Origin of the sequence: Cereibacter sediminicola, from assembly GCF_007668225.1 — a bacterium.
GTDB lineage: Bacteria > Pseudomonadota > Alphaproteobacteria > Rhodobacterales > Rhodobacteraceae > Cereibacter_A > Cereibacter_A azotoformans.
Genome location: NZ_VDEK01000056.1, coordinates 1 through 11,502 on the forward strand (window position 1 = coordinate 1; position 11,502 = coordinate 11,502).

Genomic DNA, 11,502 nt, shown 5'->3' on the forward strand with positions numbered 1-11,502 from the left:
GGGGGGTCAAAATTGGACGCCGATTGGGGGTCAATTTTGGATGCCGATTGACAGCCCTTCCCGCAACGTCGCTTTTGAGCCAAGCCGCCGCACGCCTCCAGACCAGCTTGCGAAGCACCGCATCGCCTGACAAGCTCCCCGACATCGCGCGGCGGCGTATCGCGGAGCTTACGTCGCAGTTTGACGCACTCAGCAAATTTTCGCAGCGGTTCGCGCCGATCGAAGGTCTGAGGAAGTCGCTTCCCGAACTCGACGAGCGGGTCGAAAACGTCAGCGAACAGGTGAACAGCGCTCGCCTAAAGTTGGACGAATGCGTCGCAGCGGCGGCCATAGCACCTGTTTCCACTGCGCTTTCTGAGCAAGCACGGCAGCTCGAAGCCCTCGTGAATATCGGCCGTAACCTGGGGCTGCTCGATGGGCACTGTCCACTCTGCGAGAGCGCAATCGACCATGACCAGCTTCATCGTGGACTAGTAGCCGCGCTGGCATCCGCGCGACAACTCGATGCGCAGGCAGTGGAGCAGGCCGGAAAAGAACGCGCGCGCGACGCAGCGACCTCAGCGCTGGCGGCGTCGGAGCAAACTTACCGCCGCCTCGTCGCTGAGCGCGATGCCGCCAAGGTGCAGATTGACGATTTCGAGGGCCAGCTAGCAGTGTTTTCGTTGTCAGGTGCCAGCTTGGTGGATATCGAGCGCAGGCTGTCGGCGCTCGACGCCGAGCGACAGGCAATCGCAAACGATCTTCGCCTCATCGACACGATTTCGCTCGACCGGGCGATCGCAAGGGCAACGGTCGATCAGGACAACGCCAAGGAGCGAATTGCGCGGGCCGAGACCCGACTTGGCCGGGCGCGGCTCGCTGAGACAAGAGCGAAAGCACTTTACGACGCTGCTCGGCGGGCGGCGGCCGAAACGCTCGACCAGCGACTCGATCGGGTACTGCCGCTCATGTCTGAGCTTTACAAGCGACTCCGACCACACCCCGTCTGGAGCGACATTGAGTATAGCGTGCGCGGGGACGTCCAGCGTTTTCTCAAGCTTCAGGTTGGCGGTGACGTCAACCCCCAGTTCGTATTTTCGAGCGGCCAGCGCCGCGCTACTGGCCTTGCTTTCTTGCTGTCGGTCAATCTCTCCATCACGTGGAGCCGGTGGCGCAGCATCTTGCTCGACGATCCTGTCCAGCATGTAGATGATTTCCGAACCGTGCATCTTGCCGAGGTGCTCGCTCATCTCTGCGGGTCAGGTCGGCAGATCATCTGCGCAGTCGAGGACAGCGCGCTAGCTGATCTGATGTGTCGCAGGTTGCCGACTTCGGAGCGCGCGCCGGGCAAACGTGTGACACTTGGCACCGATCGCGACGGCGCGCTTGCGGTCACCCACGAAGAGGAGATCGGACCTTTGAACCGACGCGCGATGGTGCTCTCTGACCAGTCATTAAGTGCGTGAAGGCAAAACTAACTGGGTTGCCCGACGGCTAGGGCGGTCCGAAGCGGACGGTCGTCGATGCCACAGCGAAAAATCGCGTTCTGCCGTTCTCGGCTTGACCGGTGCAGGGGACGTGGAGATGGTCTATCGCGATTGATGAACGTCGCTTGTCAACGTCTGGTCAACCCGCGAATGCGTTCCAAAGCGCACGTCGATCCGCCCAAATCCTGCTAGAAACGTTGAGAGTTCGCAAAAGAATCCGCCATTCCAAAGGCTTGTCTCCTAAGTTGCTGAAATCAAAGGGGTCATAAAAATCAGTAGGTGTGGCTCATAACCTGAAGGCCGCAGGTTCAAATCCTGCCCCCGCAACCAACACTGATTTGTCAATAATATCAACGGCTTCGGAGACGCCATCCGAGGCCGTGACGCTATTTGCACCGCCCGCTGCCCGTCGCGGGACATCGGCCATCGGGAGTCCCGTCGCCAGCCGCAGGAGGCTCGCCAGCGCCCCGTGCAGGTCGATCGCCAGTTCCGTCTTGCCGTCAGGCCCCATCACTGGCGTCAGCACGATCTTCTCCACCAGCGCCCGGATCGCCTCCTTCGCCTCTTCCATCCCCTCCGGTTCCTGCAGCGCCCGGATCAGCGTGCCGATCCGGGCGTGGTAGGCGCCGGCCATCGACGGGTGGAACCGCAGGGGCCCGGGCGCTTCCTCCTTCGACGCCAGCTGCCGCTCCAGCTCCTGCCGCCGCGCGTCGAGCGCGTTCATCCGGTCCTTCACCTGCTCGACCGGCACGCCGGCGATGATCGCATCGACCAGTTTGCCATGGTCGCGCTTCACCTGGCCCAACTCCTTCTCAAGCCCCTTGCGGCTCGCCGAGGCCCCGGCCGCGAGCCGGTTCCGCTCCGCTGCGTATTCCTCGCAGAAGATCCGCACCGCCTCTTCGTCCATCAGGTGATGTTCGAGCGCGTGAAGTACCCGGCCTTCCAGGTCGGCCTGCTTGATGACGGTCCGACTGCGGCAGACCGCCGTACCCTTGCTCCGTGCTGCCGAACAGCTGAAGCCGTCCCGCCCTTCCTTCGAGACGCCGGAGCCGCAGCAGCCGCACTTCATCAGCCGCGAAAACAGGAACTTCGGCCGCCGCCGGTCCCAGACGGCGATCTGCGTTCCCTTCGACGCCAGCGCGCCCTGTCGTGCCCGAACCCGCTGCCAGAGATCGTTGTCGACGATCCGCAGATGCGGCACGTCCGTCGTGACCAGGACCTCGCCGGCGTTCGGCCGTGACATCCGCTTGCCGGTGTCGGGATCCTTGCTGTAGTGCAGCCGGTTCCAGACCAGCCGTCCGGCGTAGAGCTCGTTGTTCAGGATCCCCGTCCCGCGCTCGCGGTTGCCGTGCAGCGTCGAGGCGCCCCAGGCGCCGCCCCGCGGCCCGGGGATGCCTTCGATGTTCAGCGCCTCGGCGATCCTTCTCGGCGACAGGCCCCGCGCATAATCCTCGTAGATCCGCCGCACCACCTCCGCCTCGGCTGGGTTGATCGCGCGCTCGCCGCCCTCGGTCCGGCCCTTGCCGTCCGCGGGCCCCGCAACGACGTCGTAGCCATAGGAGTTGCCGCCGGCGACCTTGCCCTGCCGCACCCGGCCACGCTGGCCGCGCCGCGTCTTCAGCGCGATATCGCGCAGCTGCATTGCGTTCATCGTGCCCTTGAGCCCGATCTTCATGTCGTCGACGTCTTCCTCGGTGATGGTCCAGATCCGGATGCCCGCATGTTCCATCCGCTCGTGGAACCGCGAGATGTCGGAGAGCTTCCGAGACAGCCGGTCCATGCCCTCCGACAGCACGATGTCGAACTGGCCGGCCTTGGCACCGCGCTGCAGCGCCTCGATGCCGGACCGGAACATGCTGGCACCCGAGGTCGCCCGGTCGCTGTACTCGGCCACCACCTGCCAGCCCTGCCGCTCGGCCGCCTCGCGACAGGATACCAGCTGGTCCTCGATCGAGGCCTCCCGCTGCAGGTCGGTCGAGAAGCGGGCGTAGATCGCCACGCGATTGCCCTTGCTCATGGCGAGGCTCCTTCGTCTGGATCGGGTTCGCTCTCCGGGATCATGATCATCATTTGCATCTGGTCCGGCAAGCAACGCGTGCGGAGTGTTCGACATCCGCCGGTGTGCCCGGCACCGCGCCGGCATGCCGAGGCACCTGCGCGAGGCCTCATCGTCGCCTCCTACCGCTTCCCCTTCCCGGCATCACCTTCCCGACGATGATCGGCACGGGCCGCCTCTCGGGCCAGCGCGCGGAGAAAGTCCGTGAAGTTCTCCCCAGCGGCTGCCAGGGACGCCGCCTCCGTCAGGCGTTCCGGGGGTGCATCGGCGTGCGGCGGAGCAGAAACGATGCTGCCCGACGCCGGAGCTTCGGCTCCAGCTTTGGATCGGGCATGCGTCTTCCGTGCTCGGGCCATCGGCCGAGATGCTCCGCTTGCGGCGAACGGGCATCCCATTCGCGGGTCTGAGGGTCTGGTGGGGCAGGGGTCCAGGACCCGCTCCCTTGCCGCCAGTTTACCCCAGCCCGCGGTTCCGCGAAGCAGCGATTCGGTCTCGGGATCGCCAAGCCTGTGGAAAACCCCCGGGCGCGTAGCCGGAGTCCATCGAAAAACAATGTCTTGCTGAACTCGCCCCTAAGCCGACCGCCGGTGCTTCGGTGACGGAGGCGGCAACCGTGGATAGCTGAACCGCACTGAGGCACTCCGGCAGAAGCCTGGGGCGCCGACCGTCGCCCCCGTTCATGCGGCGCCATCGGGCGTCGGCTCCTGCGGCAGCAGCGGGAAGGGGATGACCTGCGATGTCTCCTCCGGCTCGGGCGGCCCCTTGTGGACCTCCGCGAGGAGGGTGGTGATGCGGGCGGCATCGAGGTCGCGCTCGCGCAGCAGGACGGCTGCGATCCGGTGGAGGTGCGGCAGGTGCCGGCCGAGCAGGTCGAGCGCGGTGGCGTGCGCCGCGCAAAGCCGCGCCTCGATCCGGGCACGCAGTCCGGGATCGGTGCCGAGCAGGTCACCGCGCTCGGCGTCCTGCCAGAACAGCCCGCCGTCGCCGTCGGTCAGGCGCCACGACACCTCCAGCTTCAGCGCGAGCCGGGTCGCGGAGGCGAGATCGCTGTCACGCCCCTCTCCCGCGCCGCTTGAGGGCGCGCCATAGACCAGGACTTCCGCCGCACGGCCGCCCATCAGCGTCGCCAGCTCCGCCTCCGCCGTGTCGAGCGTCTGCAGCGTCGCCGTGGCGCCGGCGACGAAGCCCCCCCGCGCCGTGAGGCGGACGAGGCGCGGCGCCGGCCGGTCGAGGAGATGAGCGACGAGCAGGTGACCGACCTCGTGAAGCGCGACGCGGCGGTCGATCTCGGCATCAAGCGGCGGCGCCAGCCGCTCGGCCGCCGCGGTCAGGTCGGAAGCGGTGATCGCACGCCCGGCGGCCCGCGCCCGGCTCGCGGCGTCGCGCAGCAGCGCGGCCACATCGGCGCCCGAACAGCCGAGCAGGCGCCGGGCGAGGGCCGCAATCGCCCCAGCCTCGATCCGTGGGCGGGGATCGATACGGGCGAGGCCGGTCGCCAGCAGGTCCTCGAGTCCCGCCGCATCGGGGAGCGCCATGGCGAGCTTCAGGTCGAAGCGGCCCGAGCGGATCACCGCCGGATCGATGTCGGCGGGATGATTGGTGGCGCCGAAGACGAGAACGCCCTCGGCGCGGGACAGCCGCGACAGTTCCTCGAGCAGACCGTTCACCACGCCGCGCTGGTAGCGCGCCGAGTTGCCGTCGTCGCTGCGGGCGAGGAAGCTGTCGAGTTCGTCGATGAAGAAGACCGAGGGCGCCCGGGCGATCGCCTCGTCGACCCGCGCGTGAAGTTCCGCGAGCATGTCGCCTTGGTGGCCCATCTTCTGACAGGCGCTGTAGCTGGTGGCGATGAACGGAACGCCGGCGCTGCCGGCGGTCGCCTCGGCCGCCATGCTCTTGCCGGTGCCGGGCGGGCCGAAGAACAGGGCCGAGGCCGATACCTCGCTCCACGCGAGGCCGCCTCCGCGCCAGCGACCGAGGTCGGCGACCATGCGCGTCAGGATCCTCACCGGCTCGGGCTGGCCACGGACGTCCGCGAGCGTCAGGCTTGGCGCATCGGCAGGCTTCGCCACTGCGGCCAGGCGCTCGGCCACGGCCTCGGCCGTTGGCGCCATGAACGCCGCGCGGATCGCGATCGGGGCGAGGCGGGCCAGTGCTTCCGCCTCGGGAAGACGCAGCGCCTCGGCGTCGAAATCCTCGGGATGGGTGCGGCTCAGCACCTCCAAAAGCAGGTCGGCGGAGAGCCGCGGCAGCCGCACCTCGGGCCCGAAGAGGGCCGCGAGATCACCCCACCGCAGGTCGCGCTCGGTGGTGACCAGAAGGACCGGCCGCCCGATCCCGACAGCGTCGCGGAGCTTGTCGCGGTGGAGCCGGATCTCGCTGGCGCGGTCGCGCGGGGACTGGTCGCCGCGGAACGACACGATCCGGATTTTTGGATCGGCGGCGTCTTTCTCGGCGCCCCCCGCCCGGTCGCGCAGATGGCGCAGAAGCCGCCCGCTGAATGCTTTGCCGATGGCATCCTCGCATCCGGGCAGGAGCGGTCGCACGAGAGTGATTGCCCCGGGGTCGAACAGCCGCGCGAGATCGCGGCCCTCGGGCAGCGCCTTGGCGAGGGCGGCGACCATCAGCACCTCCAGCGCCTCGTGCCGCCCGGGCCGGCGCAGCCTCTCGGATCCCTCGCGGCGGGCAATCTCGGCCTCGGCCTCCGCCATCCCGTGGCGCATGAGGTCGAGCAGCGGCTCAGGGGGCTCCGGATTCTGGGAATCCGGAAGTTCGGGAAGCGCATCCGGACCATCCAGCGACAGATGGGCTGCGAGAAACGCCGCAACGCGGGGGCAGGGGAAAGGCGAGCTATCCGGAGAACAGGATTGCTGGGTCATCGGGGCACCATGGGGAGATTCCGAGGAGCACCGGCCCGGCGGAATGCCGGCCGGGAAGCCGCGCCGGGACGACCCGGCGCGGATACAGATGCGGAAGATCTGGATCAGTCCCGGCGGCGGCGCGCCCTGGCCTCAATGGCGTCGAGGGCGGCCAGGACGATGGGCTCGAGCCTGCCGTCATAGACTTCGGTCGTGACCTTGATCACGCCGCGGAACCGCTCGGCCGGCAGCACTGCCCAGGGAAAGCGGCGCCTCAGCGTGGCGTGAAGCCGCTTCTCGATGCGCAGCGCCGTCGAGCCGCTGGCCATGGGCACCGTCTTCAGGAGTTCGGCGGGCAGGTCGCCGCGCAGCCGAAGCTGGTGGTGGAGGCGGCTCTCCGGATCGTTCGAGTGGCCGAGCTTCACGACCGTCGTGCCGTCGTCCAGCACGAAGCGCAGGGCGTAGAGGTTGTTCGGCGCTGCCGGCCACGCCGATCCGCACTTGCCGCACTGGAAGCGGCCCGTTTGCATGTTCACCCGTGCCACGCGCTGCTCGTGGCCACAGGAGTGGCGGTAGAGGCGGTAGTTCGGGTCGTCCTCGGGATCCGGCCCGACCAACTGCCAGCAGCGACGCCCCGCTTCCGCGGCTTCTGTCTCCGCTTGGCAGATCCCGCAACGAACGCCGGTCCCGCCCTGCGCCATGCGCTCGATCAGTCCGAACTGTCGCCGCAGCTCGTGCCCGCAGGGCGCCCGGAAGATCCCGTAGTGCCGATCGTGCGCGTCGCGCCGAAGATATTCCAGACCGGCGGCCTCGGCGGCGTCCTGCCAGCGATCGGTCTTGCAGGCGTGGCAGATCGGCTGGCAGCCCATGAGCACGGACACGCGAACGACGTCCTGCGATCCGCATGCCTTGCATTCGAGCAGGACGTGCAGCCTGTCCCAGACCCGGTCGATCAGCGTGAAGCCTTTGGCCTCGGCCGCGTCGATCCAATGCGCGTGGAGGGGGCCCGGATACACCGGTTCCCGATCGTCGGAGAGAAAGAATCTCTTGTCGGTGAAGATGGTTGTCCTTTGTCAGGTGAGAGAGGAAAGGGGGGGCGGCGCGGACGCCGCCCGGGAGCGGACGTTCGCGTCGCCCACAGGAATCCGGATCATGCGGATGCAGATGGAGACGGTCGTCGCCGGTGCGGTCGGTGGAAGTGCAGACAAACGCCGGGCCGCGGGCCAGCTTCGAATGATCCGGATCGGTGGCGGGAAACCGGCCGAAAATCCGGATGCTTCCTGATCAGCAGCCGCCAGGCGACACTTCCGGGTCGGACGACGTGTCGGGTCCGGCGGAGAGCGCCGCCAGCACGTGGAGCCGCGCCTTCGCCGTGCTCAGCATGCGGTCGACGCGGCGCGACGTCGGATCGCTGCCGGGGCAGCAGAAGCAGTCGGCGTGGCGATCGAGAAGGCCGTAGAGCTGGGTGAACTCGTTAGGATGCGTGCTCCGCAGCATCGCCTGTCCCAACAGTGCCGTGAGCCGCAGGGGCAGGTCCGAGATGCGCTCGATCTGGAGATTCAGCACCTCGGCCATGCCCGCCAACGTCGTGACCCGGGTGCGTTCCGCCTCGGTCAGCCAATCCGCGAACGCCGGATCGGCCCAGTTCGCATGCGCGATGTCGCGCTCGGCCTCGACGCAGCAGCCGAGCGTGCCGAGGAGCCGCGAGAAGCAGCGCGAAATCGGCGTGTGGGTGAAGCGCGCAGGCGGTTCCGTCTCGCCAGGCGGCGTGGTAGTGACTTTGATAGCCATGGTGATCTCCTGATAGATCAATGTGGTCAGAGCCGGGGCAAGGGCCGCAATCCCTTGCCTCGGCTCGTCTAATCTGTCATGTTGCTATTATGATGTCAACATTAAAATGGTAGTATGACGTGGCTCCTCCAAAAAAGGATACGGAAGCGCTGACGCTCCGCCTTCCCAGGGAACTCATTGCAGCTCTTGATGACCGCCGCCGGATCGAGCCGGATCTGCCAACGCGTCCGGAAATGATACGCCGCGCGCTCGTCCAGTGGCTTGAATTGACAGGGAAAACACCCTGACAGACGTTGCGCCGCTATCGACTTGGCGCATGGCTCGAGTTGGCCGACCGGCCGGCATCAGCACCCGCTGGATCGGAACGACGCGAAACGCCGTCGTCAGACATCCAGTCTCACTCGTGAGACACCTATCTCGTGCCCGCCGATCCCGCGCCGCCCCCTGACGCGGAGGGCGAGCTTCTCGCCGGCCTCGTCGAGCGCGTGACCGGTCGACGGCGCTGGTCGCGCATCGCGGAATGCCTAGCGGGTGTCGAAGGGAGCAGCGGCCATAATGCGAGAGTTGCAAGGCATCTCGCGAAACCGGCCGGAGCGGCACCAACGCGTAGAAGCGACTTCGGGGCGCCGCCGACTAACGCAGACGGCCGAGGCTGTGTGAAAACCCCTACCTGTGGTAGACTTTCTGAGGTCGGAGGGGTTCAGGATGGCAGGTTTCATCGAGGGCGTCGAGCGCAGCCAGACGGTGCTGTTTCCGGATCGGCTTGAGGATTGGATCAGCGAGGATGCCCTTGTGCGCGTCGTCGATCTTTTCGTCGACGAACTGGATCTGGCGGAACTCGGCTTCGTCCGATCGGCTGCGGCACGCACGGGTCGGCCGGGGTATCACCCGGCCGTGCTGCTCAAGCTGTTCATCTACGGGTACCTGAACCGCATCCCGTCGAGCCGCCGACTGGCCGGGAGGCCGGCCGCAACGTCGAGGTGATGTGGCTGACCGGCAAGCTGGTGCCCGACCACAAGACCATCGCCGACTTCCGGCGCGACAATGCAGCTGCCATCCGCACGACCTGCGCGCAATTCGTCGAACTCTGCCGCCGGATCGGCGTGCTGAAGGGCGACTGCGTCGCCATCGACGGGAGCAAGTTCAAGGCGGTCAACAGTGAGGCCCCGAACGCCACTGGTTCGAGTGAGCGGGCCGAACGACAGGAACTTCACCAAGGGCAAGATCGCCAGCCGGCTGACCCATCTCGAAGCGGATGTCGCGCGCTACATCAATGAGATGGTCCGGATCGACCGGCAGGAGGAGGGCGAGGCGCGGGCGGAGAAGGTTGCCCATCTCGCCCGCCGCTACGGCCGCATCCGGCGGGAAATCGAGCGGCTGAAGGCGATGGACAAGGCCTTGGCCGACGCACCGGACGGGCAGATCTCGCTGACTGATCCTGATGCCCGTGCGATGGCGACCAGTGCCAGGAACAGCGGCCTGGTCGGATACAACGCGCAGTGCGCGGTCGATGCCGAGACGCACCTGATTGTCACCCATGATGTCACCAACCACGGCTTCGACCGCGACCAGTTGAGCCCGATGGCGACGGCGGCCAGGGAGGCTCTTGGTCACGACGACCTGCACGCAATCGCTGACAAGGGCTATTTCAGCGGCACCGAGATCCTCGCCTGCCATGAGGCCGGCATCACCACGACCGTGCCGCGGCCCATGACCTCCGGCAACGAGGCCAAGGGCATGTTCGTGAAGACGGACTTTCTCTACGACCCGGAGCGCGACATCTACACCTGCCCGGCCGGCAACGGGTTGACCTACCGCGGCACCCGCGAGGAAGGCGGCCTGCAGGTCCGCCGATACTGGATCAACGACTGCCAGGCCTGTCCCATCCAGCGCCGCTGCACGAGCGGCACGGAGCGGCGGATCACCCGTTGGGAGCACGAGCACCTGATCGACGCGATGCGGGAGCGCCTCGCCCGGGATCCCGACCTGATGACGCTCCGGCGCCGCACGGTCGAGCATGTCTTCGGCACCCTCAAGGCGTGGATGGGCACGACCCACTTCCTGACGCGGCGCCTGAAGAACGTCCGGACGGAGATGGCGCTGAACGTGCTGGCCTACAACATGAAGCGGATGGTCTCGTTGATCGGCGTTCGGAGCCTGATGGAGGCGATTCCCGGCTGATCGGCGGAACGAGCGCCGCTATTTGCAACGACGAGCCCCACGCGGCTCCTGCCGCCGCCGAACCATCTCCCAGATCCGCTTGCCGGAAATCCCACCCTACAGGGCGCAGGGCCGTTCCTAACGAACGTCAGGCCGGGAGTTTCCACACAGCCTCGGCCCAAAACTGCCGGTCGGGGAAGAATGCCGCAGTCTCTATCCGTCGCCAAAGCTGACTGTCGACTTTCTTTGTAAACCTTACCCGAGCCTGTCCCTCTCTGGTCGCGATGCCGGCACTCTACAGGAGCCCGACCTCGAGCTCCTGACACAAGCCGATGTTGGCATCGGAGGGTCGACATGACTCTTGTAGGGGCGACGCCTTGATCCTTCCATTTTTCTAAAAGGGGACTTCCAAAATGCTGTAATATATGAAATTCATTGCGACGTGCCAAGGCGGCAGGGTCTCCCTTGCTTCCACCGTGAAATGGTCGAGATGCTTTTGACGCCTGCTTTCAAAGAACATACCGAATTGACCGATTCGGCTCATGACGCGCGTTGATGTCGATGGCCCTGAGGCCGAACTTCTTGCGCAGCTGCGACGCGAATGGGGTTTTGAATCTGACGAGAAGATTGTCGTCATTGGAAATCTTCGAGCTGCGCCACAACCAGCCGGGTCGACGATCTATTCACTGGTGGAGCTGAGGCACCCTGACAGCGGCGCGCACTTGTTTTATCCCGGAACTCGAAATAGCGGATCGACGCTAGCCTTTATCGGGTTTTCGTCGCCGCCAGGGTTTCACCTCGAGACCGAAGGTTTGCCTTGGGCTGTGGGCGAGCTGATCCTTGCGCCAGTGAGGGAGCGCGAGAAACGCGAGAACCCCTATCTTTGCAATGTGAACCCCGGCACTTTACGCCCGCTCCGCGAATTGCCGAAGGACTGGACCTTCACGGTTCGTGGCCCCGCCAGCGTGGCGCTGCTTGAGGCTGCGGCCCATGATGCCATCCTGGAGAAGGCCACCAAATCGACCGCCCGAAAAATTGCGGCTCTCGAGGCAGAGGTTAAAGTCGAAACGTCTAGGCTCGAGGCTGCAAGCACAGCTTTGGAGCGCGCCCTGTCTCGGCGTAAGCTGACGCCGAGGGCCGTCTTGACTTACCGGCTTTTCTCATCGGCCATGAT

The 11,502-nt window shown here is 66.2% G+C and carries 8 protein-coding genes and 1 pseudogene; 5 read left to right on the forward strand and 4 right to left on the reverse strand.

Translation table 11 applies throughout. The features are described from left to right. Positions 1-1,445 (forward strand): coiled-coil domain-containing protein (locus tag FG154_RS19395; protein ID WP_222120581.1); only part of this gene is annotated, 1,445 nt, incomplete at its 5' end. 307 nt (positions 1,446-1,752) lie between these two features. Here FG154_RS19395 and FG154_RS19400 read toward each other — a convergent pair. From FG154_RS19400 to FG154_RS19410, 3 genes are all read right to left on the reverse strand, one after another. Beyond that, a complete protein-coding gene (locus FG154_RS19400; RefSeq protein ID WP_145111512.1) occupies positions 1,753-3,483 on the reverse strand; it encodes a recombinase family protein in 1,731 nt (576 codons plus the stop codon). A gap of 716 nt (positions 3,484-4,199) precedes the next feature. Continuing rightward, the gene (locus tag FG154_RS19405) at positions 4,200-6,242 is read right to left on the reverse strand and encodes an AAA family ATPase (protein ID WP_186312456.1); all 2,043 of its coding nucleotides are present in this window, start codon (positions 6,240-6,242) and stop codon (positions 4,200-4,202) included. Positions 6,243-6,502: 260 nt separating this feature from the next. Further along, positions 6,503-7,393, reverse strand: coding sequence for a GIY-YIG nuclease family protein (locus FG154_RS19410; RefSeq protein ID WP_145111518.1), 891 nt, complete (start codon positions 7,391-7,393; stop codon positions 6,503-6,505). A gap of 136 nt (positions 7,394-7,529) precedes the next feature. Here FG154_RS19410 and FG154_RS21810 point away from each other — a divergent pair, with 136 nt between their 5' ends. Next, positions 7,530-7,661, forward strand: coding sequence for a hypothetical protein (locus tag FG154_RS21810; protein WP_281282095.1), 132 nt, complete (start codon positions 7,530-7,532; stop codon positions 7,659-7,661). Here FG154_RS21810 and FG154_RS19415 read toward each other — a convergent pair whose 3' ends face one another. Then, positions 7,662-8,168, reverse strand: a complete 507-nt coding sequence (locus tag FG154_RS19415) for a hypothetical protein (protein WP_145111521.1) — start codon at positions 8,166-8,168, stop codon at positions 7,662-7,664. A gap of 119 nt (positions 8,169-8,287) precedes the next feature. On the opposite strand from FG154_RS19415, the gene FG154_RS19420 reads away from it, so the two are divergent. The 3 genes and pseudogenes from FG154_RS19420 to FG154_RS19430 form a co-directional block, all read left to right on the forward strand. After that, on the forward strand, positions 8,288-8,455 hold the full coding sequence (locus tag FG154_RS19420; RefSeq protein ID WP_145111524.1) for a ribbon-helix-helix protein, CopG family: 168 nt from the start codon (positions 8,288-8,290) through the stop codon (positions 8,453-8,455). Positions 8,456-8,873: 418 nt separating this feature from the next. Beyond that, positions 8,874-10,349, forward strand: a pseudogene (locus FG154_RS19425) (IS1182 family transposase). Between the two features lie 521 nt (positions 10,350-10,870). Next, positions 10,871-11,502 (forward strand): hypothetical protein (locus tag FG154_RS19430; protein ID WP_222120582.1); only part of this gene is annotated, 632 nt, incomplete at its 3' end.

What these genes read in the sequence shown, in the direction of transcription:
- FG154_RS21810 (WP_281282095.1), top strand. Translation starts at nt 7,530, where the DNA reads ATGCGGATGCAGATGGAGACGGTCGTCGCCGGTGCGGTCGGTGGAAGT.
- FG154_RS19415 (WP_145111521.1), bottom strand. Translation starts at nt 8,168, where the DNA reads ATGGCTATCAAAGTCACTACCACGCCGCCTGGCGAGACGGAACCGCCT.
- FG154_RS19405 (WP_186312456.1), bottom strand. Translation starts at nt 6,242, where the DNA reads ATGCGCCACGGGATGGCGGAGGCCGAGGCCGAGATTGCCCGCCGCGAG.
- FG154_RS19400 (WP_145111512.1), bottom strand. Translation starts at nt 3,483, where the DNA reads ATGAGCAAGGGCAATCGCGTGGCGATCTACGCCCGCTTCTCGACCGAC.